The organism is Synechocystis sp. PCC 6714 (genome assembly GCF_000478825.2).
In the GTDB taxonomy this organism is placed as follows: Bacteria; Cyanobacteriota; Cyanobacteriia; order Cyanobacteriales; family Microcystaceae; genus Synechocystis.
Map to the genome: position 1 here is coordinate 971,472 of NZ_CP007542.1, position 25,132 is coordinate 996,603.

Annotated in this window: 19 protein-coding genes and 1 pseudogene; 9 read left to right on the forward strand and 11 right to left on the reverse strand. The window is 47.7% G+C overall.

Annotated elements, in window-relative coordinates; genetic code table 11:
- Positions 1 to 23 precede the first annotated feature (23 nt).
- From D082_RS04315 to D082_RS04330, 4 genes are all read left to right on the forward strand, one after another.
- Entirely contained in the window at positions 24 to 389 is a 366-nt protein-coding gene (locus D082_RS04315) for a PleD family two-component system response regulator (protein WP_028948976.1), read from the forward strand.
- 60 nt (positions 390 to 449) lie between these two features.
- Positions 450 to 902, forward strand: coding sequence for a CheW domain-containing protein (locus D082_RS04320; protein WP_028948975.1), 453 nt, complete (start codon positions 450 to 452; stop codon positions 900 to 902).
- Positions 903 to 1,072: 170 nt separating this feature from the next.
- Positions 1,073 to 3,934, forward strand: coding sequence for a HAMP domain-containing methyl-accepting chemotaxis protein (locus D082_RS04325; protein WP_028948974.1), 2,862 nt, complete (start codon positions 1,073 to 1,075; stop codon positions 3,932 to 3,934).
- A gap of 56 nt (positions 3,935 to 3,990) precedes the next feature.
- A complete protein-coding gene (locus tag D082_RS04330; protein WP_028948973.1) occupies positions 3,991 to 6,777 on the forward strand; it encodes a hybrid sensor histidine kinase/response regulator in 2,787 nt (928 codons plus the stop codon).
- A gap of 256 nt (positions 6,778 to 7,033) precedes the next feature.
- Here D082_RS04330 and D082_RS04335 read toward each other — a convergent pair whose 3' ends face one another.
- Complete coding sequence (locus D082_RS04335) at positions 7,034 to 7,489, reverse strand: DUF2752 domain-containing protein (RefSeq protein ID WP_028948972.1); 456 nt, start codon at positions 7,487 to 7,489, stop codon at positions 7,034 to 7,036.
- A gap of 54 nt (positions 7,490 to 7,543) precedes the next feature.
- Positions 7,544 to 7,798, reverse strand: a complete 255-nt coding sequence (locus D082_RS04340) for a CD225/dispanin family protein (RefSeq protein WP_028948971.1) — start codon at positions 7,796 to 7,798, stop codon at positions 7,544 to 7,546.
- A gap of 208 nt (positions 7,799 to 8,006) precedes the next feature.
- Here D082_RS04340 and D082_RS04345 point away from each other — a divergent pair, with 208 nt between their 5' ends.
- Positions 8,007 to 8,441 carry a hypothetical protein gene (locus tag D082_RS04345; protein ID WP_038530199.1) on the forward strand — a complete coding sequence of 145 codons (435 nt, stop codon included), beginning with the start codon at positions 8,007 to 8,009 and terminating at the stop codon, positions 8,439 to 8,441.
- A 31-nt stretch (positions 8,442 to 8,472) separates the two neighbouring features.
- Here D082_RS04345 and D082_RS04350 read toward each other — a convergent pair whose 3' ends face one another.
- The 5 genes and pseudogenes from D082_RS04350 to D082_RS04365 all read right to left on the reverse strand — a co-directional run bounded on the left by D082_RS04350 (position 8,473) and on the right by D082_RS04365 (position 14,868).
- Positions 8,473 to 8,937, reverse strand: a complete 465-nt coding sequence (locus tag D082_RS04350) for a CYTH domain-containing protein (protein ID WP_028948969.1) — start codon at positions 8,935 to 8,937, stop codon at positions 8,473 to 8,475.
- The gene (locus D082_RS04355) at positions 8,921 to 12,679 is read right to left on the reverse strand and encodes a hydantoinase B/oxoprolinase family protein (RefSeq protein WP_028948968.1); all 3,759 of its coding nucleotides are present in this window, start codon (positions 12,677 to 12,679) and stop codon (positions 8,921 to 8,923) included. The genes D082_RS04350 and D082_RS04355 overlap by 17 nt, the downstream gene beginning before the upstream one ends.
- A gap of 90 nt (positions 12,680 to 12,769) precedes the next feature.
- A complete protein-coding gene (locus D082_RS17580; protein WP_038530201.1) occupies positions 12,770 to 12,934 on the reverse strand; it encodes a YqaE/Pmp3 family membrane protein in 165 nt (54 codons plus the stop codon).
- Between the two features lie 304 nt (positions 12,935 to 13,238).
- Positions 13,239 to 13,382 (reverse strand): annotated as a pseudogene (locus D082_RS18240) (IS630 family transposase); the annotation flags it as partial.
- Between the two features lie 235 nt (positions 13,383 to 13,617).
- Complete coding sequence (locus tag D082_RS04365; protein WP_028948967.1) at positions 13,618 to 14,868, reverse strand: CCA tRNA nucleotidyltransferase; 1,251 nt, start codon at positions 14,866 to 14,868, stop codon at positions 13,618 to 13,620.
- A 96-nt stretch (positions 14,869 to 14,964) separates the two neighbouring features.
- On the opposite strand from D082_RS04365, the gene D082_RS04370 reads away from it, so the two are divergent.
- Together D082_RS04370 and D082_RS04375 are read left to right on the forward strand one after the other, a co-directional pair.
- Entirely contained in the window at positions 14,965 to 15,213 is a 249-nt protein-coding gene (locus tag D082_RS04370; protein WP_028948966.1) for a Ycf34 family protein, read from the forward strand.
- Positions 15,214 to 15,394: 181 nt separating this feature from the next.
- Positions 15,395 to 17,440: an NAD(P)H-quinone oxidoreductase subunit 5 gene (locus D082_RS04375; protein ID WP_028948965.1), complete on the forward strand. Its 2,046-nt coding sequence runs from the start codon at positions 15,395 to 15,397 to the stop codon at positions 17,438 to 17,440.
- A gap of 143 nt (positions 17,441 to 17,583) precedes the next feature.
- On the opposite strand, the gene D082_RS04380 is transcribed toward D082_RS04375, so the two are convergent.
- The gene (locus tag D082_RS04380) at positions 17,584 to 17,802 is read right to left on the reverse strand and encodes a hypothetical protein (RefSeq protein ID WP_028948964.1); all 219 of its coding nucleotides are present in this window, start codon (positions 17,800 to 17,802) and stop codon (positions 17,584 to 17,586) included.
- A gap of 222 nt (positions 17,803 to 18,024) precedes the next feature.
- Between D082_RS04380 and D082_RS04385 the strand changes: the two genes are divergently transcribed.
- Positions 18,025 to 18,597 (forward strand): hypothetical protein, encoded by a 573-nt coding sequence (locus D082_RS04385; protein WP_028948963.1) that lies wholly within the window; start codon positions 18,025 to 18,027, stop codon positions 18,595 to 18,597.
- A gap of 121 nt (positions 18,598 to 18,718) precedes the next feature.
- Here D082_RS04385 and sdhB read toward each other — a convergent pair whose 3' ends face one another.
- Positions 18,719 to 19,456: a succinate dehydrogenase iron-sulfur subunit gene (gene sdhB, locus D082_RS04390; RefSeq protein WP_028948962.1), complete on the reverse strand. Its 738-nt coding sequence runs from the start codon at positions 19,454 to 19,456 to the stop codon at positions 18,719 to 18,721.
- 166 nt (positions 19,457 to 19,622) lie between these two features.
- Positions 19,623 to 20,012, reverse strand: coding sequence for an AbrB family transcriptional regulator (locus tag D082_RS04395; protein WP_028948961.1), 390 nt, complete (start codon positions 20,010 to 20,012; stop codon positions 19,623 to 19,625).
- Between the two features lie 163 nt (positions 20,013 to 20,175).
- Here D082_RS04395 and D082_RS04400 point away from each other — a divergent pair, with 163 nt between their 5' ends.
- On the forward strand, positions 20,176 to 20,649 hold the full coding sequence (locus D082_RS04400; protein ID WP_081857608.1) for an RrF2 family transcriptional regulator: 474 nt from the start codon (positions 20,176 to 20,178) through the stop codon (positions 20,647 to 20,649).
- Positions 20,650 to 20,710: 61 nt separating this feature from the next.
- Here the strand turns inward: D082_RS04400 and D082_RS04405 are convergent, their stop codons facing one another.
- Entirely contained in the window at positions 20,711 to 24,544 is a 3,834-nt protein-coding gene (locus D082_RS04405) for a diguanylate cyclase domain-containing protein (protein WP_028948959.1), read from the reverse strand.
- Positions 24,545 to 25,132: the final 588 nt, after the last annotated feature.

Below are 25,132 nucleotides of genomic sequence, written 5' to 3' on the forward strand. Positions count from 1 at the left end.
AGCAATTGTTCAGGGAGATGCCAGTGAAAACTGTTTTAGTCGTGGAAGATACCAAATCTGACCAGCTGTTGGTTCAGGGTCTTTTGAAATCCATGGGCACGGAAACGGTCATTTGTAACAATGCCGATGAAGCCCTGGAATGGTTAGACAAAAATACGGTCCCCGACCTAATTATGTTGGACATCGTCATGCCAGATATTAGTGGTTATGATCTTTGTCGCAAGATCCGCGGTGAGTTGGCCCTTGAAGATGTGCCCATCGTTTTTTGCTCTACCAAAAATGAGGACTATGACCGCTTTTGGGCCCTGCGCCAGGGGGGAAATGCTTATTTGATCAAGCCCTATAGCCCCATTGAGCTGATGAAGACCGTTAAGCCCTACATTTCCTAGAAACTCGACAAGATTACGGCTTTTTCCCTTTAGTTGCAATTATTTTGTTGGTTTGGGCCTATGGTGACGGATTATTTTTGGGTGGATCTGGGTTTGGCGCTGACGGTGGCCATTCCTCTGGTCAAAACTCGGGAGGTGCTGTCCTTTCCCCTCAGTTCCCTTTGCCTAATTCCTGGGGTAAGACCGGAGTTGCTAGGGGTGAGTAATCAGCGGGGGAATTTGCTTTGGGTGGTGGATTTGCCCCGGTTATTGTCCCCTACCACAGCTCAACCCCTCAATTACCGTACCTTGAGCAATACTAAAGCCGTGGTACTGGTGGGGGAGTCGGCCCAGGCGGCGGCTATCGCCAAGGAATTTAAGGGAATTGTCAGCTTTTCTGAAGCGGAGTTAACCCCCATCAATGAGCCTTTTTTGCGATGGGAAGGTAACCGGGACGGGGAAGCCATTCTCATTTTAGATGTGGATCCGATTTTTGCTTGGTTTCAGGGTAGTAGCTCCCTCAAATTTCCCTAGCTATCGTCAAGGTAACCATTAGGTGAGGTTAATCTTTTAGGAAAAACTTTGAGTAATTTATCTTTTACTGCACTGATGGTTTTTACCTTAACTAAGCCTTAATTTTTATCGTTAATTCTGAAACTGTATTGATCCATCGCCCGATTATTTTCTAATTATTTTTAATCTTCATGGTTAGCACCTCCACTAAACCCCAATTTTCCCAAGAAATTCTGGAACTCCAAGCAATGGCTACGGCTACTCCAGATGATCTATTTGCCCAGATTGCCCTGGCCGGTGCCTTACAGGAAGAGGGTTTTTGGGAGGAGGCGGCCCAGTACTACCATCGGGCCCAGGAGTTGGACAGTGATGGTATTTACGGGGAGACCATTAGTAAGGCGTTAGCGGAGATTCAGCCTAATTTACCGGCGGTGGAGGAAAACTACGCTATCCCCCAATCCCTCTCTGAGGAAGAGAAAAAACAGGCTTATCCGCCAGAAATTCTCATGCTCCAGGAGACGGTGCGAGAAAGGCCCGAAGATTTAGTGGCCCAAATAAGTTTTGCCAGTGCCCTAGAAGCGGGGGGATTTTTAACTGATGCTCTCCAAGCCTATGAAGATTTAAAAATTCAGGATGAAGAAGGCATTTTTCACGCCACCTGTGACCAGGCGATCGCCGGCATTGAGGCACAATTGGCGGATCCAAATCGCATTATCCCGGCCATGGCTTGGGCTGGCACCCTCAAATACGCCGCCGCCACCGATGATTTAGCCCTAGATGAAGAACGATCCAACTTAACGTTGCAAAAACGCTGGGCTAACCTGCCCATTGCCACCAAGCAATTCACTGCCTTGTTGGTTTCCAGCGCCCTAACTGTGGTTGCAGTGGTGGGCACCGGGATGATGATCGCCATTTCTTCCGGCAGATTCCAACTGAAAAACCAGACCCTGGCGGAGTTGGTTGTCACCGAGGGCAATTACAACATCAAAATCAACCAGATGGGTTTTGGTTTTCGAGGCCAGTCGGACAACGTTGCCATCATCGAAGCGGCCCGACTCTACGGCAATAGGCAACCCATCCCCGCCAATTTAAGGAATCAGGTTCGTGGCATTTTGCAAAACGAAGTTAAATCGAGAAACATTGAGTACGCCACCCTCGTTGGCCAAGACCAAAGAATTATTGCCAGTGCCAACGCCCAGCGCAATGGACAAATATTTGACCCCAGTGACCTTGTAACCTTGAGACTTGGTTTTCCGGGCCAAATTAAATTCAGCACCACCATTAGCAAACAAGAACTACAGAAGGAGTCGGCTCCAAACGTTGGACAACTAGAACAAAAAGACGCTTTAATCCGCTACACCGTTACACCGGTCAGGGATCCCCAGTCGAAAGCTAATATTGGTACGTTGATTGCCGGGGATATCGTCAACGGTAAGGATGCAATTGTGCAGGGCACTGTGGATGATTTTGATGGGGGTTACAGTGCCATCTACTATTTAGATCCCGACGGCGCATTACAGTTGGCAACATCAAGCTTAAAAACCGGCAGTGGCCAAAACACCCAACTACTTAAAAATGTGCCTTTGCCTGATTTAAGTTTGCTCAAACAGGCCCAAGAAAATCCCGATGAGCCCGTAGTGGGAAGGCTCACAATTGATGGTGAACCCCTCACCCTCGCAGTTAAAGTCATCAAAAATATTCAGGGTCAACCCCTTGCCTTCTTGGTGCGGGGGACGTCTGAAGTAGAGTTCAATCAACTGCTGGAAAGAACCCTACTACTGCAAATGGGAGTGGGGGTCTTAGCTTTAGTTATTGCGGCGATTATTGCCTATTGGCTGGGGCAGACCCTAACAAAATCCCTCAAGAGTTTGCAGTCCACTGCCCAGAAGCTTGGGGAGGGAAGTACCGATGTACGAGCAGTGGTGGAGTCTAAAGATGAAGTGGGACAATTAGCTTTAACTTTTAACGCCATGGCGGAACAGGTGGAGGCTTCTACCCGTTCTTTACAGGAAACATCCCTGGAGCGGCAACAGGAGGCGGAGAAACAACGGCAATTAAAAGAAGAACTCCAAGATGGGGTGGTGCGTTTGTTGACGGACATTGAAGAATCTTCCCGGGGCGATTTGACTGTCCGCAGTTCCGTGGAAGCTGGGGCCGTAGGGGCGATCGCCGATGCGTTCAATGCCACTTTGGCGGGGTTAAGAAAACTGGTTAAACAGGTGGTGGATACGGCAACGGAGGTGAGTGGCCAAGCCCAGGAGGATAGCCAAGAAATCACCAGTTTGTCGGACAATGCCCTAGAACAAGCCCGGGCCCTGGAATCCGCCACTGCTTCCGTAGCAGAAATGGCCCAATCCATTGAGTCCGTAGCTAAAAGTGCCCAAACCGCTGCGGCGATCGCCAGACAAGGTAACGAAGCGGCCCAACAGGGGCAAAACACCATGGACGAAACGGTGGAAAGTATTTACAAAGTGCGGGGCCGGGTGGCGGAAATTTCCAAAAAATCAAAACGTTTGGCGGAATCATCCCTGGAAATTTCCAAAATTGTCGGGATTATTTCCGGTATTTCTGAAAAAACCAACCTGCTGGCTTTTAACGCCTCCATCGAAGCGGCAAGGGCAGGGGAAAATGGCCAGGGTTTCCGGATTGTTGCGGATGAAGTCCGGCGATTGGCGGAAATGGTTACTCTCTCCGCCCAGGAAATTGAACAGGTAATTCTCAGTATTCAAGAGGAAACCTCCCAGATGAGCCAACTGATGGAGGAAAGCACCAACGAGGTGGTCACCGGTACTCAATTAGTACAGAAAACCAAGGAAACCTTGCAAAATCTGGCCCAAATTAGTGAAGAAATTGACACGGTACTGGATTCCATCTCCCGCAACACAGAATCCCAACGGTTGGCATCCCAAATGGTAACGGAAACCGTACAAAACGTAGCCAGCGTCGCTAAAGCCACGTCGGATAAATCCCAACTGGTTTCCCAGTCCCTCCAGTCCCTTGCTAAAACCGCGGTAGATCTGCAAACCGCCGCCGGTAAATTCAAAGTGGAATAGGCGGGAATTTTTCTCCATGCCTTGTCAACACGCCTAACCCCGAATTTGGTCAACGTATGTTTGATGCCGCCACCCTCGCCGCCATTACCGCCGAAGCCCGCCAAGCTTTTTTGGAGGAAGATGCGCCGGAATGTTTGCAACAGTTGACAGTGGGTTTCCAGTCCTTAGAACGGGTATTGAATTCCGCCGGACAGTCCCAGCAACGGCAAAAGCTGATTCAAGATATGGGGCGGGCAGCCCATTCCCTTAAAGGGGGAGCAGGGATGTCTGCTTTAACTCCTTTGCAAACCCTCTGCCACAAATTGGAGGATTTGTTTGAAGCCTTGGAACAGGGAAGGGTGGAAGATAAAGCCATGGCGGTGGGCTTGATTGCCATGACCATTGAGGAAACCCAGGCCATGGTGGAGTTGGCCAATAGTGGTCGTTTGCAGGATACGGACGAGCCGCCGGAACTAGCTTTGGCCCTGGGGGAGTTTTTGGAAACATGTCAACCCCAACCTTCCCAGGAAGAAGCGGTTGCAGGAGATGTGTCCCAATTTGTGCGGACTTCTCTGACGGTGGAGCTAGAAGCTTGTTTGGAACGGGTGGAACGGCGACTGGAACGGGGCGGTACTGAGGGAGAGTTGCGGCAAAGTTTTAATCTTTTGCTTGAGGAATGTACTTTACTGGGCCAAGCCCTAAGTTGTGATTGGTTGGAGGCGACTGCTACGGAATTTCGCACCGCATTGACTCAGCCGGACTTGGATTTGCCTAGTTTTATGCCCCCGGCGATCGCCGAATTGAGGTCTCTACGGAAGCAATTTTTAGCGGGTGAGTTGACCCCGCCAACACCGGAAATTGTTGCGGAACCTGAACCGAAACCATTACCAGAGGTTATGCCGGTAACTACGGTCCCTGTCTCCGGCGTTCAAATTCCCGTTGTCGTTCCAGCTAAATCTTCCCCTGCTCCTATTCCCGCGACCCCGGCCCCCAGTGCCAGGCAGACTTTACGAATTCCCCTTGATCGCCTCAATAAACTGAGTAATACAGTTAGTGAGTTGCTCATTAACCAGGAAAGGTTATTGGAGTATGACAAGCAGCTACGGCAGGCCAGCCGAAATTTGAAAAAACGGGGGCAACAGTTAATCCCCATGCGGGAGCAAGTAGAATCCCTCTACGATGAACTTTCCTTCAGCGACCAAACTAAGATCAGGCCAAGTAACGGTGGTGGTGGCCAAAATGATGATAATCAGAGCAGTTTAGGTATAGCGGGGTTAGTGGACTTTGATGCGTTGGAAATGGATAGCTACACCGCTGTCCATGGCATTCTGCAAAGGTTTCAAGAACTGATGGTGCAGGTGCAGGAAATCCAGGAAGACGTGGATTTGGTGGAACGGGATTTACAGGAAACCCTGATCCAGATGAGTCAATCCCTCCATCAATTGGACAGTGAGCTAACCCAATCCCGCCTGGTGCCCTTTCGGGGCCTAGCTCAGTCCTTTGCCCAACCCCTGGAAAAATTAGGCGATCGCCATAAAAAGCCAGTACAGTTTGTGATCGCAGGGGAAAGCACCTTGATTGAGGTGGCCATTTTGGATCAGTTGCGGACCCCATTAACCCATTTAATTCGCAACGCCTTTGACCACGGTCTGGAATTTGTGCCGGAACGCCAAGCCCAAGGTAAATCCCCCCAAGGCACCATCACCCTTAGCGCTAGCACAGCCAATAACCAAGTATTAATTGTGGTGAGTGATGACGGCCGGGGCATTGATCCAGAAAAAATTGGTCGCAAAGCAGTGGAATTGGGCTGGCTAAGCCAGGATCAATTGGCAACCATGGCGGAGGCCCAAATACTTGAGTTCCTCTTTCAGCCAGGATTTTCCACAGCGGCGGAGGTGAGCAGCCTATCGGGACGGGGTTTGGGGCTAGATATTGTCAAACAAATGATCGAAGCTCTGCGGGGTACCCTGCAAGTGGAAAGCATCCCCGGCCAGGGCAGTCGTTTTCTCATCCGTATTCCCCTGACTCTGAACATTGTCCCCATCCTGCTGGTGCGCTATCAACAAAGGTTGCTGGCTTTTCCCTCTGAAAGTGTGTTGCGAATTTTGCCCTTGGACGATCACCCGATTAAAAATGGCTGGGTGGAATGGCAATCCCAAACCATGGAAGCTCGTGCCTTAGATGAAGTGTTACCCCAAATTTATCCCCAGGGCTTCAATCCTTCCCCCGGTCTACCCCACAAAGTTGGCTTAATGGTAAACCTCGGCGATCGTCCGGCATTGCTGACAGTGGAGCAAATTGTCGACGAGCGGCCCCTGGTGGTGAAAGCCCTCGATGCCATTACCCCCATTCCTTCCTATGTGGCTGGTTGCACTGTTCTAGGGACCGGTGAGGTAGTGCCCGTGTTAATTCCCAACAATTTTGGTGTGCTCTGGCGGAGCGAGCCAACTCTACCTCAGGATGCGGTTGGTTTGGGAGGCCGTCAAACCACCATTCTGGTTATTGATGATTCTGTTACGGTGCGACGAACGTTACAACGGGTGCTGGGGAGTAGTTTCCGTTTGATTGAATGTCGGGACGGGAAAGAGGCTTGGGATTTACTCAATCGGCAAAACCAAGGCATTGATTTAGCCCTGTGTGACATTGAAATGCCCAATATGGATGGTTTTAGTCTGCTCCAACTGGTGCGGGCCCACCGGGTTTGGCATAGCTTAACGGTGATTATGCTCACTTCCAGAGAAAATCCCCTCCACCGCAACCGAGCCCAAGCTTTGGGAGCCAGTGGCTACCTCACTAAGCCATTCCAGCCTAATCAATTGTTGAACACCATTGAGCAATTCTTGGCAAAAACTATGGCTAATTAGAGCTGATTTCCACAGTTCCATTGGCAAAAAGGGAAGTCAGGGAAAACTAAACCCTTCAGTATGGTAACCCTGGCAACAAATCAAAAAGAAACTTCCACTAAGTTTGACAGAAATTCTGGGCTTTCTTTCCCAGAATCAAAAACCATCAACAACATGATAACAATGGCATCAGTTCTACCGGTTACCGATGCCCATAAATCGCTTCGTTAACAAAAAATTTCTATTTCCCCACTGTTGAAATTAGAGATTTTAGAGACTATGGTGCTAACCAAGAAAAAGGAGCAAAGGGAATATTTCTGGCGACCCAGTAGGCCAAGATAGCTTGGAGGATGAACCAGATTAGTTGAGGGGGAACAAACCAGACTAATAAAGTTCGTCCAGTGATAGTTCTTAACCCATAGGCAACGTAGGAATAAACCATAAAAGGTAAGGAGATAACCATCAAAGGATTTAAACCAAAAGCTCCCACTAAGTTGCCATGTAATAACTGGTGCAATCCCCGTAATGTTCCACAGCCAGGGCAGTACAACCCAGTTAAACTGCGAAACGGACTGGGGGGAAACAATTTCGATGAGGCGGGATCGAATAGGAAAAGCAGAGTGCCAGCTACCACAATGGCCAGGGTAACCAGAGTGAAGCCTAAATATTCTTTGGCTTTAGGAGATAACGGAGATAACAAGGGCGATTGGGAATAGTTTTTCAAGCTAAACATGATATTCGTTGATGAATGGTGAATAGTAACAGAGCTACGAAAGTTTAATTTTGATCACTGACCAAAAATTGCGGCAATAACAACGAGCACAAAATAAATAGCAATGAAAATGATGCCAGCGCCAAAAGACCACCAACAGAACTTCTTGGCTTCATTGGAGGCCCGCACTGCTCCCTCGTAGTCCCCTGAAGCTAAACGGGAATTAACTTCCGATGCTTTAATAATGGCCACAATACCGAGGGGTAAACAACAAAATAGGGTTACCAGGATGGATTGGGCCAAATAATTTGGTACATTTTGATTTGTCATGCGATAAACTCACCTTCTACTAGGCTGCAATATAACAGCTAGGATAGACAGAAATTAGCAGAACGGTTCATTTTGTTGCGTTTTCTTCACAATTTGCCCTTTCTTAGTTAACGGTTTCAGGACAGTAGTAGCTTTGATGAATGAAATGGCTAGCTTTAAGATTGGGTAACCCCCTAATTTATATAAAAAGGTTACAATAGCCGTTTTTATGAAATATAAGATTGACCAGTTCATTAGCTCGTCTGAATTTACTCCTAGCTTTGTCAAACTTTCAGAACAAGGCAAAAATTCTTTGTCGTGCCAAGTAGTCAAAAGCTATTACATGATAGCCTCTACAAACTTAACTTCCACTCGTGAGTCTCTTAGGAGATGTCGTGATGAGAGTGGACAGCCACTTGGCTTAAGCTCTAGCGAATTAAAACCATCAAGTTATCGATTGGAGTTTGAACTAGTAGCACTAATTGCTTCAAATCTGACACAGATGCCAGATTTAGAGAGTCTTATCAAAAATGATAAAGAAACCACTAATGAAGATAAATTAATTTTATTGACTGCTTATCAGGGATTTAAAAGCAAAGTTGATGGATTATTTAAATTATTTGGTTGGCCATGCTTTGGATGTAAGCAAGAAAAAGAAACCTAAAAAATCTTATGTTTGTTTATCGTTTAAATTGTCACCAATTTTTGTGGGGATGTTGGGCTAAATTAACGTTGTAATAGCGGGCATCATCGGTCACTTCTTCTCCAATCCAGGGGGGTAAACTTATTTGTTCATCAGCTTGGGATAATTCTACTTCCGCCAAAATTAGCCCTTGGTTATCGCCCAAAAACTCGTCCACTTCCCAGGTTTTTCCTTGATAGTCGAGGCAATAACGATATTTTTCAATTAAGGGCGGGGCACAAAGTTCCGTCAAAATTTGATTGGCATCGACTGCGGGAATTTCATATTCAAATTCCAAGCGGGCCATACCACTATTTTTACCCTTAATAGTGAGATAGGCCCGATCGCCAATGGTGCGAATTCTGACCGTGGTTAGATCCTGGGTAGCAATGTAACCTTGACGGTACAAATAACCCTGGGCTAAATCCCGCCAGCGGTCATCTTTAACGAGAAATTTTCGTTCAATCTCGATGGCCATAGCCTCCGCCCCCCGGTGTTTTGATAATTAGGCGATCGCCAGGGGTTACATCCACCTGGGCACAACCCTCTAACCGTAACTCATCCCCAGAACGACGCAGTAACCAATTTTCTCCCACGGCCCCCGGTTCTCCCCCGGCCAACCCAAAGGGAGCTACCCGCTGCCGATTAGACAAAATGGCCACCGATAGGGGCTGAAGAAACTGAAACTGGCGCACAATGCCTTTACCACCAGAAAATTTACCTACACCGCCGCTGTGGGGCCGAATGGCAAATTGTTCCAGCAACACGGGGAAACGACTTTCCAAAATTTCTGGATCTGTCAACCGAGAATTGGTCATGTGGGTTTGCACTGCGTCGCAACCGGCAAAAGTAGGGCCAGCGCCACTACCCCCGGCGATGGTTTCATAGTATTGATATTGTCCGTTCCCAAAGGTGAGGTTATTCATGGTGCCCTGACTGGCGGCCAGACACCCCAACGCCCCATACAATGTGTCGGCGATCGCCTGGGAAGTTTCCACATTGCCGGCCACCACTGCGGCGGGATATTGGGGGTCAAGGAGGCAACCGGGGGGAATAATAATCTTTAAAGGTTTAAGGCAACCGGCATTGAGGGGAATGGGTTCCCGCACCAGGGTGCGAAAAACATACAAAACCACCGCTTGCACCACCGCTTTGGGGGTATTGAAATTATGATCGCCCTGGGGAGACGTGCCGGAAAAATCGATGGTGGCGGTACCCTGGGAACTATTAACAGTGATGGCCACCGCAATGCGAATGCCGTTATCCATTTCTGTGACAAATTGACCAGATTTGAGCTCGGAGATCGCCTGGGTTACCGCTTGTTCGGCATTATTTTGTACGTGGAGCATATATTGCTGAACGGTGTTTAAGCCATACTGGGCCACCATGTTTTCCAAACCCATTATTCCCCGTTGATTGGCGGCAATTTGGGCAGAAAAGTCAGCTAAATTTTGCTCAACATTACGGGCAGGATAGGGACTGTTGAGCAAATGAGCTCGAACGGCTTCTGTCTGCAATTTCCCTGCTTTTACCAATAATTGATTGTCGAATAAAATGCCTTCCTGGTTAATATTTTGACTATGGGGTGGCATAGAGCCGGGGGTGATTCCCCCCAAATCCGCTTGGTGACCCCGGGAAGCAACATAAAACAAAATTTCTTGACCAGTCAGATCAAATAAGGGGGTGATAACCGTCACATCCGGTAAATGGGTACCACCGTTATAGGGATTATTGGAGAGATATACATCCCCCGCTTCCAATTGCTGACGGCGATCCCGCAGAAGAGCTTTAACACTTTCCCCCATGGAGCCTAAATGGACAGGAATATGGGGGGCATTGGCCACTAAATCCCCTTGGGAATCGAAAATGGCACAGGAAAAATCTAGCCGTTCTTTAATGTTCACTGAGCTAGCAGTATTTTGCAAAACAATGCCCATTTCTTCGGCAATGAATTGATAAAGATTTTTGAATATTTCTAGCCGCATTGGATCGACTGGATTCCCATTGCTATCCCCATAACTATCAGTATTTACGTTGACCACAAATTCGTCTTTTTCATTAATTAAACGGAGAGCATTTTCCATCTTATTAACTACTTTTTCCAACACTAAATGACAAGGTTGAGGTTGCCCTGGGGATGCTTGACCCAACTGAGCTTGCCAACCAGGATCTATAACGATGGTGCCAGTACCTTCCACAATCATTGCCGGGCCGATAATTACCTGTTGGGGGGCTAGGTGGTGACGTTGGTACACAGGCATGGTATGCCATTGGCGATCGCCGTAAAAATTCACCATTTCGACGGCCTGGGCCGGTGCTGTTAACGGAGGTAAACATGGCTCTAGGGGCAAATCCAACGCTTGGATGTACTCCACACTAATGGCAGCAATGGTGAGGGATTGTCCTGGTTGACTAAACCCATAACGTTGTTGATGTTGCTCGGTAAATTGAGTTGTTAAATGAACTAAGTTTTGGCAAAAATCAAAGCTTAAACTGGTGTCAGTGCCTTGATATTTCAAATCAATTTGGCGGATTATAGCTGGTATTTGGTTAGATTTTTTTTCTTGATTGCCATTATGCTCATTCTCAGCAAAAGTGACGGTTAACTGGGCTTCTAAGCTTTGGTAATTAGTGAGTAAATTTTCTAAATTAACTTCCGTTAAAGGTTGCTCAATGGTCATGGCCCTGAGGGCTCTTTGTTCTGCTAAGCCCATGCCGTAGGCAGATAGAACACCACTGTAGGGATGGAGAAAAATCTTGCTAATCCCCAGGCGATCGCCTAACCGACAAACTAATTGCCCCCCTGCACCCCCAAAGCAACAAAGGATATAGCTTTCCAAGTCATAGCCCCGTTGTAAGCTAATTTTTTTAATCGCATTGGCCATATTTTCCACGGCGATCGTCAGAAAACCATCCGCCACTTCCTCTGGGCTAGATTTAAGTTGAGTTAGTGAGCCAATTCTAGTAGCTAAATCGCTAAATTTCTCTTTAACAATGTCAATATCTAAAGGTTGATTCCCCTCCGGGCCAAACACAGGGGGAAAATAGTTTTTTTGTAGTCTTCCCACCATCACATTGGCATCGGTCACTGTTAATGGCCCACCCCGACGGTAACAGGCCGGTCCAGGGTTCGCCCCCGCAGAATCGGGCCCCACTTGATATCTTTGCCCGTCAAATTGCAAAATGGAACCGCCCCCCGCCGCCACAGTATGGATAGCTAAACTCGGTACCCGCAGGCGCACTCCGGCAATTTCCGTTTCCCATAATCGTTCATAGGTACCGTTAAAGTGGGCCACATCCGTGGAAGTGCCCCCCATATCAAAGGTAATAATGTTGTTTAATCCTGCCCGCTGGGAGGTTTTCACTGCGCCCACAATGCCCCCCGCTGGGCCAGACAGGATACTATCCCGCCCTTGAAAATGCTTCCCATCCACCAAGCCCCCATGGGATTGCATAAACTGTACTGTCACCCCTGGCAATTGCCCCTGTACTTGGTCAACATAACGCCGCAGTAGTGGAGAAAGGTAAGCATCCACCACAGTAGTATCGCCCCGATAAATGTATTTAATTAGGGGGCTAACTTCCGAGGAACAAGAAATTTGGGTAAAGCCAATTTTTTCGGCAATTTCAGCAACGATTAATTCATGGTCCGGGTAGCGATAACTGTGCATTAAGGCGATCGCCACACTGCGAATTCCTTGGTCGTAGGCCTGTTGTAAATCGTGATTAATTTTTTCCCGGTCTAGGGATTGCAAAATTCGCCCCTGGGCATCGATTCTTTCCAGCGCTTCTATTACCTGGCAATGGAGCAAACTGGGCTTTTTTATCTCCAGAGCAAAAATGTCCGGCCGATGTTGATAGGCGATCGCCAACCCGTCTCGAAATCCCTGGGTCATTACCAACACTACCCGGTCTCCTTTTCGTTCCAATAGGGCATTGGTGGCGACGGTGGTGCCCATTTTTATCAGGCTTACTTTTTCCCGTGGGATAGATTGCCATGGCTCCAAACCTAAAATGGTGCGAATGCCATGGATGACAGCATCGCCATAAAGTTCAGGATTTTCTGATAATAACTTGAATAAAATTACCGTTTCTGTACTGGGCAAAGCAAATACGCTAAACCGTCCATCTTCAGTGCATCGCTGGGCTAACTTTTTGTCTTTGGTTATGGCAACAATGTCGGTAAAGGTTCCGCCCCGATCCACAAAGAATTTGGTCATGGTTACTTTTATTTCAGGCAATTAATCTCTGGCTAAACATGGCCAGTCAGACCAAGGCTGATCCCCTAGCCATGTTTTTGCTAATACAAATTAATTTTCCCGGGCAATGACCCAAATCGCATGGACAAGACCCAGGATATACAAACCAAAAATGGTCAGCAGTAGGTTGATCCAAAAATCTTTGCCAATGCCCACCTGTAGGAAAACCCCCAGGGGCGGCAATAGAATCGCACAAATGATCTTAACAATGTCCATTAGTTCACTCCAATATGTTGGGATAATCAGGGTCTTTTGACAGACCGAGGGAAAATGAGAACAGAATTGTCGCACTGACTATGCTATCCCATTGACTAATTTTGGTGAAATTAACTTTCACAGTACTACCGGAACCCAGATAAATTTTTCTTCGTTGTTTCCTTATAGTCTACGGCGATCGCCTAATGAAGACGGCTTTAACAATAATTTTAACCTATTGTATAATTGATTTAATTCAAAGTAAGATACTGACCAGGGCTAAAAGTGTCTTTGGTAAAGACCTTAGCCGTTTCAATCTACAAATCTTTTTTCCTTTCCTTCTGCCTGCCACTAGATTTTCTCCGACTCCCATTTTTCCTTGTCTATCTCCATAAACTTTTTTTCCTTTTTTTGACCAGGCATAAACACAAGCTTGGATTGTTTCAAATCCTGACTCATCTATGTATAGTCATTTCTAGTAAGACTGAGGCAGTCGAATTCACCGAAAAGCTTGTCAATAAAGACTTCAGCAGTCTCGAAATTATTTGAAATAACTATAACTCCCATTTACAGTTCTGTTTTAACAAATTCTAATAATCCTTATTCAAAGGAGTTTAGAGATTCTTATTCTTAAAGCGAACTATACTTTTGCGATAGAAACGCTATGGTCACCTTGATGTTCCAGACGTTTGCCAAAAACTTTTTCAACATTTTCCCAGTTCTTGGGCATAGGCTAAAGCTTCCTGTCCAGTCTTAATTTTGCCTTCAATGTGGGCGATGTGAATTTCTGTCAGTAGTTGGCCGATCAAGGGGCTAGGTTTAATCTGCAATTGTTCGATTAAATCCTTACCGGTAATTAAAGGTTGGGGATGGGCAAGACGATCGCCGGGGTCGAGGAAATGGGTTAACAGCTCAAAAATAAAACTGTGGTAATCGTGGGGTGAATGAGCTAGGGCATAGAGGACAAAGTGGGGTAAATATTTACCTAATTCGGCGAAAAAAAAGTATAGTTGCCGTAACGTGGGGCTGGCTTCTAAACAACTTAACTGGGGATAGGCCTGCAAAATTGCTTGCACAGAGCGCAATTCATGGCGGGAATATTTTAATTTTTGTAGCTCCGCCTCCGCTGTTTTTATATCGGCGTCCACTAAGCTGGCTAATTTAGCAATGGCAATACCCTTTTTACCCAATGCTTGAAAAAATTGTTGACGTTCCAGCAAGGTTAACTGGTTTTTGATGGCGGCGATCGCCAAATCTATGCAACCAATGGCGTTGAGGGAACTGAGGTTAGCGTGGGGGAACCAATGGGCTAACATGCCATCTTGCCAAGCGGCCAAAAGCCACTGACTACCCCGGGGACTACCCAGCAAATAGTTAAATTCCGCCTGTACCCGTTCTGCAGCCACCGTTTTAATGCGGGGAGCCAATTCCCGTAAAACTGTTCTTGTGTCAGGATCGAGGGCAAATTGCAGCTGGGCCGCCTGACGGTAAGCCCGCAGTAGCCGCAAAGGATCATCGGCCAGGTTCGCCGCCGCCACCATTTTCAGTTGACCCCGTTGTAAATCCCCCACCCCCGCCATGGGGTCAATTAGTTTATTTTGCTGGAAATTATAGGCAATGGCGTTAACGGTGAAATCTCGCCGGGCCAAATCCTGTTCCAAACTCATACCTTCCTGTTGGGCAAAATCCACCGTGCCATGGGTAAATACCACTCTGGCAATGTGTCGAGCCTTATCCAACACCACAAAACCAGCTCGATACCGACTGGCGATCGCCGATGCAGCTTCAATGGCTCCATTGGGAACGACAAAATCCCAATCCAAATATTCCCGCCGTCTTCCTAACAGAGCATCCCTTACGGCGCCGCCCACCAAACAGGCCTGGGGAGGAAGTAGAGCCAGATCAAAGGGAACCTGTTGACGTAAATCAGCCAGGTGGCTCACAGGACAAAGCATAATCAATAACCGTTACCCCAGGACAGTTTGCAGTTTAGGCACAATCTCTAAGTCTAAGCTAGAGTAGCGAAAAATAGGCCAGAATCGAGGTTTACCATGTGTATTTGTGTGAACTGCCATTACGTAGACCGCTGTATTACCTACCATGCGGTGGAACATCAACATCAACAACCCCATCTGAGCGATAACCCAGACTTTGATCCGGTTAATCCATCCATCAACGTTAATATCCGCACCCCTGACCACAGCATTGAAATGGAATGGGACGTGGTGGGTTGTGACAGCTTTACCGAAGAAATGGGCAAATGGAGCAAATTACGTCCCCATGAGTTGGTCCCAACCTAGGGTATGGAAATAATTGGCCAAATTTGTATTCCCTAAATTCCGACCCTTGATTTTTGTATTTCTATCAATAGGCCTATCTCCACCAGGGAAACTGAGCAAAGGTAACGCTATGGGTAAGTCCATGTAACAATAAACGCGGTATCAGTAACATATAGGCAATTTCGTTAACCAAGGTTTCAAGATGGAACTACTCTATCAATTAGCCTGGCTAATTCCCGTCCTGCCCCTATTTGGCGCAACGGTGGTTGGCATTGGCCTCATTTCTTTCAATCAAGCAACCAATAAACTACGGCAACTAAACGCCGTTTTCATCATCACCTGTTTAGGGGCTGCATTGGTGATGTCTGGGGCTTTGCTCTGGGATCAAATCCAAGGCCATGCCAACTATTCCCAAATGATCGAATGGGCATCGGCGGGGAGTTTCCATTTGGAAATGGGTTATGTGATCGATCACCTCAGCGCTCTGATGCTGGTGATTGTTACCTCCGTGGCTTTGTTGGTGATGATCTACACCGATGGTTACATGGCCCACGATCCGGGTTATGTGCGCTTTTATGCCTACCTTAGTTTGTTTGCTTCCTCCATGCTGGGACTGGTGATTAGTCCTAATTTGGTGCAGGTTTATATCTTCTGGGAATTGGTGGGCATGTGTTCCTACCTACTGATTGGTTTTTGGTATGACCGCAAGGCCGCCGCTGATGCTTGCCAAAAAGCGTTTGTCACCAACCGGGTCGGAGATTTTGGTCTATTGCTCGGTATCCTCGGCCTCTATTGGGCCACTGGAAGTTTTGATTTTGGCACCATTGGGGAACGCCTAGAAGGTTTAGTATCCTCCGGAGTCCTCAGCGGGGCGATCGCCGCCATTCTGGCCATTTTGGTTTTCCTGGGACCAGTGGCCAAATCCGCCCAATTTCCTCTCCATGTCTGGCTACCGGATGCCATGGAAGGCCCCACCCCCATTTCTGCGTTGATCCATGCGGCCACCATGGTGGCGGCGGGGGTATTCCTCGTTGCCCGCATGTACCCAGTGTTTGAACCGATTCCGGTGGTAATGAACACCATTGCCTTCACCGGTTGTTTCACTGCCTTCCTGGGGGCCACCATTGCGTTAACCCAGAACGACATCAAGAAAGGTTTAGCCTATTCCACCATTTCCCAATTGGGCTACATGGTCATGGCTATGGGCATTGGGGCCTACTCCGCTGGGTTATTCCATTTGATGACCCACGCCTATTTCAAAGCGATGTTGTTCCTCTGTTCCGGTTCCGTGATCCACGGTATGGAAGGGGTGGTGGGCCACGATCCTGTCCTCGCCCAGGATATGCGGGTGATGGGGGGATTAAGGAAATATATGCCCATTACCTCCGCCTGTTTCCTGATTGGCACCCTGGCCATTTGCGGTATTCCCCCCTTTGCGGGCTTTTGGTCGAAAGATGAAATTCTCGGTTTAGCTTTCCAGGCCAATCCCCTACTCTGGTTTGTGGGTTGGGCCACGGCGGGCATGACCGCTTTTTATATGTTCCGCATGTACTTCATGACCTTTGAAGGCGGTTTCCGGGGCAATGACGAGGAAGCTAAAGATGGAGTTTTAAGGTTCTACGGCTTAATTCCCAACTTTGGCCCAGGGGCAATGAACGTGAAAGAATTGGATCATGGATCTGGCCACGGTGACCACAGCCATAGTTCCGAACCCCATGAGTCTCCCTTGACCATGACCTTTCCCCTCATGGCCTTAGCCGTTCCTTCGGTGCTAATTGGTCTGTTGGGACGGCCCTGGGCTAACCAGTTTGAAGCCTTTATCCACGCCCCCGGTGAAGTGGTAGAACACGCTACTGAGTTTGAATGGGGCGAGTTTTATGTCATGGCCGGAAATTCCATTGGCATTGCCCTCATTGGCATTACCATTGCTTCCTTCATGTATTGGCAACATAAATTTGATCCCAAAGTGTTGTCGGATAAATTCCCGGCCCTGTACCAACTATCTTTGAACAAATGGTACTTTGACGACATTTATGACAAACTATTTGTCCAAGGTTCCCGTCGGGTAGCCCGGCAAATCATGGAGGTGGACTACAAAGTCATTGACGGGGCAGTTAACCTCACTGGTTTAGTAACCCTAGTGAGTGGGGAAGGTTTGAAATATCTGGAAAATGGTCGGGCCCAATTCTATGCCCTGATTGTCTTTGGGGCGGTCTTAGGTTTTGTCATTTTGTTTAGCTTGACCTAAGCTTGCTACGGGGAGCTGGTTGTCCAGGACTATCTCCCCAAAACAAATAGGGCGAGCTTTCCAGCTAAACCCCAGGCCTAGTGTGCTTCAACCATTTGGTTTCCATGCCAGATGGTTTTTTATTGCTCCCAAATTAGACAAAATTAATAGCTATCTTCCCCCTGGACAGTTTTGAGTACAAAACGTTGATTACCTTGCATTAGTAGGTCGGCGATCGCCGTTTTAAACCGTAGGGCCACGGAGGAATTGGCCAAGAAAGCCTGGGCCTGTTCCCGGTATTCTGCTCCCTGTACAGTTTCCGCTTGGTCTAGATTTTCCAATGCTTGGCAGAGGTCATGGATCTGGGCAGTGTGGTCAGACACGGTTTTGTTGCTCCAACGCAGTTTCCGGCCATGGTAACCCAGCTATCTAAAAACAAACCAAAAATAGAGCTTGGCTTAATGAAACTTTTGCGTTATTGCTGTTGCCACTGTGACCATTGCAAAGCTAGGCAAAAAAGAGCTTTCCCTTTTACCGAACAAGGGAAGAACTAGCCAGCGTTAAAATGGGAAAAACGAGATTCCCAACCAGGAGGTGTTGATTCGGTGTCCGGCAAAAAAAACGATTACGATGCCTTGTTAGCGAATTTCACTGACCGGGAAGGGGCGATCGCCCTACTGCGGCAACACCGACCCTACCTGGAAAAACTACCCAGTTTACGGCGGCCAGAACAAAGTATTATCACCATACCCTTGCCCATTGTCCGTTTGCGCCATCTTCCCCTCAACGATACCGACCAAGGCGGACGGCAAACCACGCCCCTGGCCAAGGTAATTCCCTGTGACCTGGCGATTTTGATGTGTGACCCGGAATGGCAGGTGAAATTAGGTCCGGAAATTTTGGTCTTTATCCACCGCCCAGAAGAGAATTTTTCTGACCTACTCAGTCGTTGGCGTCGGAGTCAAATTTATCTCGACCAGGATTATGAATGGTTAATGCCCCCCCAGGAAAAACACATGTTTAGTGAAGGGGCGGAGGAAATTTGTCCCCTTTTTATTATTTTTGAGCAAACCCCCAACCACATCCAAAAAGGTTTAGCTGGGGCCCGGTTGCCCTTTGTGCTCCACAGTGAAGGTAATTTGACAATGGCAGAAACCCCAGAACTAATCTCTGAGTAGTGGGTTGGGTGGACTTATAGTTGACTTAATTGAAAGTAAGACACCAACCAGAGCTAAAAGCTTCTTTGGTAAAGACCTTAGTAATCTCAATCTTACTTTGATTGACTATAAATCTAGAAATTTAAAGGGGATCCATCAGGTCAAACAAGCGAATTTTTAAAGCTTCAATTTGCGACAGAGGAGCCACCCCGGTGGGGCAAGAATCACTACACATGCGACAGTTGTTGCACCCCCATACCCCCTGTTTATCTTTGCCCAGGGCCTCAAGGCGGGCTTTGGTGGCTATGTCACGATTATCTAAAATTAAACGATGGGCTTTGGCTAGGGCGTGGGGACCGACAAAATTTTCGTTTTTCTTCTTTGCGTCACAGTCCGAATAGCAAACTCCACAAAGAACACAATTGCTCACATCGTCGAGGGCGGCCCTTTGCTCTGGGGATTGGGAAAATTCTGCTCCTTTTTCCCTTTGGTGCTTATTAATTAGATAGGGGTAAACCGCATCTAAACCAGCAAAAAACTTTTCCATATTCACCACCAAATCCTTGATGACGGGCAAATTGCCCAGGGGACTAATGGTGAAAACTCCGATATTTTCTCGGTTACTATTGGCGAGCCACTGGCCCGAGCTTTCAATACTTTCTTTGCAGGCCAAGACCGGGCGATCATTGACCCGTATGGCACAGCTACCACAGATAGCATTGCGACAATTTTTGCGGAAAGCTAGGCTGCCATCCTGTTGCCATTTGATCTGATTTAAACAATCTAGGATGGTGGCTTGGGGATCAACATCCAAAGAGTAATTTTGCCAATGGCGATCGCCATCAGTTAGTTGTCGTTGCACTTTAAAAATAATTTCCATGGTAGAGGAAGTTAACTGGGCGAAAAGGGCTCAACCTTCCTATTACCAAAGGGCCGGGGGCAATAATTTTTATTTCTGGCCCCAGCAAAATCCTGCAAATTAATGGGGAATTGTAGGAAGATGTTCTCCCTAAATTTTATCCCCCATTGACCATAGTAAATTAACCTTACTCTTCGTCGTCGTCGGCACCCACCTGCTTGAGATGAATGTGTTTGCGACCGAGGGTAATTTCAAATTCATCCCCCACGTTGAGGCTCATTTTTTTGGTGTAAGCTGCCCCGATGAGAAGATTACCGTTGGACTGCACACTAATGCGGTAACTGGCAGAACGACCACCCCGACCTTGGCCAGAGGAAGAACTATCTAAATCAATTCCTTGGGCATCCATTAGGGCGTTGTAGAACTTCATCATATTGACCCGGGGTAGGCCTTTTTTGGTGGAAGTTACATAACCGCAGATTTTAGCTTTCTCTTCTTTGGGCAGATCCCCTAATTCTTTAACTTTCTCGAGCAATGCTTCGCCAGTTAAAGGCTTGGTTCCGTTTGATTTAGCCATTAAAGTTTTTAGTGATTGAGATTGATCAGGATTGACAAGCAAGGTGGGGCTAGTCGAGGGAATAATTGACTCTTTTTCTCCTTGCTACCCTGCTTATATTACACGTTTCTAGCAATAATTATCTAGTTTGTTTAGGGAAATAGTTAATTTTATGGGGTAGTTGATGGACAAGGATGGCTTTTATACTGAAGGAATGAAGTTGACAACAAAAAGCCATTACAGTGTTAAAGCCTTGCTGGATTTAGCCTTACAACCAGACTATGGTCCCGCTTCGGTGAAGGCGATCGCCGAGCGACAGAATATCCCTGGGCCTTATTTGGAAAAACTTTTGATTATCCTACGGCGGGCTGGCATAGTGAACGCCTATCGGGGGGTAAGTGGAGGTTATCAATTGGCCCATACCCCGGATCAAATTTCCCTGGGGCAAATATTAGCGGCCCTAGGAGAAAGCTTGGAACCATTTCCCCAATATGGCGACGCCAAAAGTTTAGCGGAGGATTGGGTCACCCTGAGTGTGTGGCGACAATTACACCAAAAATTTGTCAAAGCGCTCTATTCAATTACTTTGGCTGACCTTTATTACGATGCCCGCAGTTGGCAAGCGGCCCAAGGGGAAGGGATTAATTTTATTGTTTGATTGATCGGAAAATAAGGGGAGGATATCAATCTTCAAACTACTCAATTGTTAGGTAATCGGGCTAAGCTTCCCCATCAACATCGGGTAACTGGACCCCTTCATAGGCCCGCCATTGGTTTCGACCTTTTGCTTTGGCTTCATACAGCGCCAAATCCGCCGCTTTGACCAGAGCGTTGGGGTTGATGTGGCGATCGGGAACACAGACGGCAATGCCGATGCTGAGGGTGACGTAGCCGGTGTCTGACTCACTATGGGGAACCGCTAGGTTAGCAACTCCGGCCTGGAGTGCCTTGGTGACATGGATTGCTCCTTCTAGATCTGTTTGGGAGAGGATAACGGCAAATTCTTCTCCCCCGTAGCGGGCCACTAGGTCGGTCGGTCTTTTGGCCACTTTTGCCATGGCATTGGCAATTTCCTTCAGACATCGATCGCCAGCGGGGTGACCGTAATTATCATTAAAACCTTTGAAAAAATCCACATCACAGAGGAGCAAAGCCAATGGTTCGGAGCCCCGTTGTAATCTTTGCCATTCCCTTTCCAAAGTGGAATCAAACAGGTAACGGTTACCCACTTGGGTGAGGGCATCCAAAGAAGAAATTTGCTGTAATCGGATGTTGCTGGCTTCCAACTGCTCATACAGTTCTCCCTGGTGAATGGCGATCGCCACTTGGGTGGCCAATTCCATCAACAATTGCAGGTCATCCTCTTGCCAATAACGGGGACTTTTACACTCGTGGGCAATGAGCAAACCCCAAAGATTTTCATTGAAAACCACCGGCACCACTAAATTAGCCTTGACTTGGTAATGACGTAGTAACTCCCTATGGCACTCGGCCAAATCAGCCATTTCGATGTCAGAAATGGCCCGCACCCTCCCTTCCCGATAAAGCCGCAGATAATGACCCTTAAAACAGGGGTCGTCAATTTCCTGATTGATAATTGACTGGCAAAAATCATTGTGGGACTCCGTCTGTACCCGCCCCGACCACTGGGAATTGAACTTAAACAACACCACCCGGTCAGTATTTAAGAATTGCCTCACTTCGGTCACAGTGGAATGCAAAATATCGTTGATGTTGAGGGAAGCGCGAATTTTATTAGCGATTTTCAGCACCAATTTTTCCTTGACATTCCGCTGTTGTAACCGTTCCTTGAGCAAAACATAATCGTGTAGTTTTTCTGTCCAGGGATTTTCCCGGTTGAGGGAATTGGGCAGGGGGGCATCTTCAACGTCCATATTTCCCTGACACTGGTCCGACTCGGTTTCTGCTGGGGATGGGTGGGGCGGGGGTGGAGTGGGGCCAAAATCGAGAATTTGCGGGTAGAAAAGATAGGTCATCATAGCTTCCGCCGGCAGGGGTCTAGTGAGGAAATAGCCCTGGCCCAGATGGCAACCCATCTTCCGCAAACGTTGCAGTTGGGCTTCCGATTCGATGCCCTCGGCGACAATTTCCAGGTTTAAACCATTGGCCAAATCAATCACGTATTGAATAATGGCGGTGTCGGCCCCTTCATTGAGCAAATCATCCACAAAGGATTTATCAATCTTCAGGCGGTGAATGGGCAATTGCTTGAGAATGCTTAGGGAAGAATAGCCAGTGCCAAAATCATCGATCGCCACTTGTACCCCCTCTTCCTGCAAACAATGGAGCAGGGTGACAGTACCCTTAATATCTTCCATCATCAAACTTTCGGTAATTTCCAGTTCCAGGTCCTCCGGCGGCATAGCTGTGCGTTTCAAACAGGCCAGGACGGAATTAAGCCATTTCTCATCCTGGAATTGACGAGCCGAAATATTCACCGCCATGCGTAGCCTACGCCCCGTTTCCCGGTAGAAATGTTGGTGGGTTGTACAGGCCGTTTCCAGCACCCATTGCCCCAAATGGTTAATCAGCCCCAACTCCTCCGCTAGGGGAATAAACACATCGGGGGCCACCTGCCCCAGTCGGGGATGTTGCCAACGAACCAAGGCTTCTACTCCTACTAATTTCCCTGTATCCAGAGCCACTTGGGGTTGGAAGTAGAGTACAAACTCTTCGTTAGTTAAAGCCTGCCGCAGGTCTGATTCCAAAGTCAGGCGATCAAGCATGGGGGCGGAATCCTGGGGACGATAAAACTGGTAAGTGTTTTTGCCCTGACATTTGGCCCTAGTAAGGGCAATTTCCGCAAACTTCAGCAAAGATTCCGCAGTTTCCCCATCGTAGGGGGCGGTGCTAATGCCCATACTGGCGGTGAGATAAATGGGTTGGCCCTGGAGGAAAAAGGGTTCTTGAAAGGTGCCCAACAGTCTTTCGCACAGGGGAATCATTTCCTGATTGTCACTGATTTTAGTCAGCAAAATAGTGAAGCCATCCCCATGCCAACGGGACAGGAGGGGATTGTAGGCCGCCAGGGGGAGCAATTTTTGATTGAGGCGATCGGCTACTTCCTGCAACAGACCATCGCCAGTTTTATGACCAAAGCTTTCATTAATGCGTTTGAATCTATCCATGGCAATAACCAAAACCCCCACCATTTTGCCTTCGTAGAGGGCATCAAGTAGGGCCAGGGTGAGTTGACGATTGAAAATGATCCAATTGGGTAATTGAGTTAGAGGGTCGTAGGCCGTTTGTTGGGTGATGAGTCTAGTCACAAACTGTTGGGTAATAGCCATATAAAGTTGGGTGCTGGCAACCTGGGCCAATTTTCTTTCCGCAGAACTCCAGGTGGGCACCAATTTTTGAGTTTCTTCCCAAGCTTCAAAGGAAAGACGAGGCAGCATATTTCTGCGGTCAACAATCCGCTTACCTGCCCAATGCTTGACTAAGGATTGCTCTTTGCGGAGCAGAATCAATCCCCCCACCCATTGCTGATCCGCCGCCAAGGGAACCATTAAAAAAGATTTGAAATTTTGCGCTTTCAAGGGTTCTTCTAGGGCAACCCAGTCACCCCTTTGTTCTAATTCGCTTAGGGTATAAACCTGGGGCACACAATTGGCGGGGGGCAGAGGCTTAACGCCGGTAAAAGGTTTAGGTTTTTCCCAGGAGGACTGTACAGAAGCTAGGGTACTAGTTGGGTTTGGTTTCCCCCGCATCAGCTCTTGCCAGAGGGCCATTTCGAGCCAATCTCCCCAGTCAAAGTTGAGATTCCATTGGTAGTGTTGGGCCGCAGATCCGGTCAGATCGGGGGCAATGTAGAGCACCCCCCCATCCGCTTCCATGGCTTGCCCTACTATTTCCAATGCATACTGCCAGGTTTCCGGACGATCGCCATACTGGGCTACGGTTCTTTCCAGCCGTTGAACCAAGGCTTCTTGTACCTGTTGCTGATGTACCTGTTGACTCAACTGGGACTGGGTAATGGCCAACGACACTTCCTTGCTCAGGAGGGCCATGGTTTCCCATTCCTGTTCTGTGAATCGCCGGGGTTTGCTGTGGTGTACTGCCATAATGCCCCAGAGTTGCTGATCCTGCATTACGGGCACCGTCAGCGAAGATAACACCCCCATGGCAAGGAGATATTGAATATGGCAACTGTCCACCGCCATATAATGCCCATTACCCTGGCCCATGGAGCTGACACGGCCAGATAAGTCATGGGATTTTTTACGACGGTGGGCCACATCCACCGCAATCATCTTTTTTTGCTTGCCCAACTCTTCCCTGGCGTGGGGAGGGATATCATCCGCAGGAAAATGCAAACCCAACAAAGATGGTAAAGATGTCCTGTCCACCGCTTCGGCCAAAACTTCCCCACTGCCGTCGGCAGCAAACTTATAAACTTTTACTCTGTCCACTTCCAAAAAGATGCGGGCCTCTTCCACAATTACCTGGAGGGTTTCCCGCAAAGTCAAAGCCCGGTGAAACTTATTGATGACATTACGGAGAAAATCTTCTAGGGATCGGTTAGGGTTCATGGTTCAACTTGGCGGGGAGTAGGCGGAGGCAAGATCCAAGATCATTGTTGTAACGACCAACAACAAAAGATCAATCACTGATAAAAACACAATGACAAAAGCAACCAAAACCGCGGCTGATCCCTCTGGTGGTCATGACATTAAGGGCAAACCTGAAAATTTTGATAGCTTTGCTTTGACCGTCTGTTTCTGTTTACCCCATCCCCTAAGGACCCAGGCCCACAGGCAAGGGAATAAAGTTCAATTCACAAATTCAAACCGTCAAGAAAAGTAAATATTGGTAATTGATCAAACTAGTTTGTCTCTATATGTTAACAAAACATGTAGCGGGGAGTCCCCTTCTTCACCCGCAGGTTTACTGGGACAAGTGGGTGGGGAATGTGCCTTGGGCCCTAGATTCAACCATTGATACTGTGATTCTTTGTAATACAGCAAAGGATAGAAAAAACTAAGCTAGATACATATCAAAATATTTTGGCCATCGTGGTTTTGACCCGGGAAACTGGGGAGTTTGCCGATCGCCAGAAAACAGCGAGTCCTATATTCTGGAATAGAAAGTAGTTCTTTAGGTAGGAACTTGCTTCCTAG

What these genes read in the sequence shown, in the direction of transcription:
- D082_RS04370 (WP_028948966.1), top strand. Translation starts at nt 14,965, where the DNA reads ATGTGTATTTGTGTGAACTGCCATTACGTAGACCGCTGTATTACCTAC.
- D082_RS04320 (WP_028948975.1), top strand. Translation starts at nt 450, where the DNA reads ATGGTGACGGATTATTTTTGGGTGGATCTGGGTTTGGCGCTGACGGTG.
- D082_RS04375 (WP_028948965.1), top strand. Translation starts at nt 15,395, where the DNA reads ATGGAACTACTCTATCAATTAGCCTGGCTAATTCCCGTCCTGCCCCTA.
- D082_RS04345 (WP_038530199.1), top strand. Translation starts at nt 8,007, where the DNA reads ATGAAATATAAGATTGACCAGTTCATTAGCTCGTCTGAATTTACTCCT.
- D082_RS04350 (WP_028948969.1), bottom strand. Translation starts at nt 8,937, where the DNA reads ATGGCCATCGAGATTGAACGAAAATTTCTCGTTAAAGATGACCGCTGG.
- D082_RS04400 (WP_081857608.1), top strand. Translation starts at nt 20,176, where the DNA reads ATGGACAAGGATGGCTTTTATACTGAAGGAATGAAGTTGACAACAAAA.
- D082_RS17580 (WP_038530201.1), bottom strand. Translation starts at nt 12,934, where the DNA reads ATGGACATTGTTAAGATCATTTGTGCGATTCTATTGCCGCCCCTGGGG.
- D082_RS04355 (WP_028948968.1), bottom strand. Translation starts at nt 12,679, where the DNA reads ATGACCAAATTCTTTGTGGATCGGGGCGGAACCTTTACCGACATTGTT.
- sdhB (WP_028948962.1), bottom strand. Translation starts at nt 19,456, where the DNA reads ATGGAAATTATTTTTAAAGTGCAACGACAACTAACTGATGGCGATCGC.
- D082_RS04365 (WP_028948967.1), bottom strand. Translation starts at nt 14,868, where the DNA reads ATGCTTTGTCCTGTGAGCCACCTGGCTGATTTACGTCAACAGGTTCCC.
- D082_RS04340 (WP_028948971.1), bottom strand. Translation starts at nt 7,798, where the DNA reads ATGACAAATCAAAATGTACCAAATTATTTGGCCCAATCCATCCTGGTA.
- D082_RS04330 (WP_028948973.1), top strand. Translation starts at nt 3,991, where the DNA reads ATGTTTGATGCCGCCACCCTCGCCGCCATTACCGCCGAAGCCCGCCAA.
- D082_RS04405 (WP_028948959.1), bottom strand. Translation starts at nt 24,544, where the DNA reads ATGAACCCTAACCGATCCCTAGAAGATTTTCTCCGTAATGTCATCAAT.
- D082_RS04325 (WP_028948974.1), top strand. Translation starts at nt 1,073, where the DNA reads ATGGTTAGCACCTCCACTAAACCCCAATTTTCCCAAGAAATTCTGGAA.
- D082_RS04395 (WP_028948961.1), bottom strand. Translation starts at nt 20,012, where the DNA reads ATGGCTAAATCAAACGGAACCAAGCCTTTAACTGGCGAAGCATTGCTC.
- D082_RS04335 (WP_028948972.1), bottom strand. Translation starts at nt 7,489, where the DNA reads ATGTTTAGCTTGAAAAACTATTCCCAATCGCCCTTGTTATCTCCGTTA.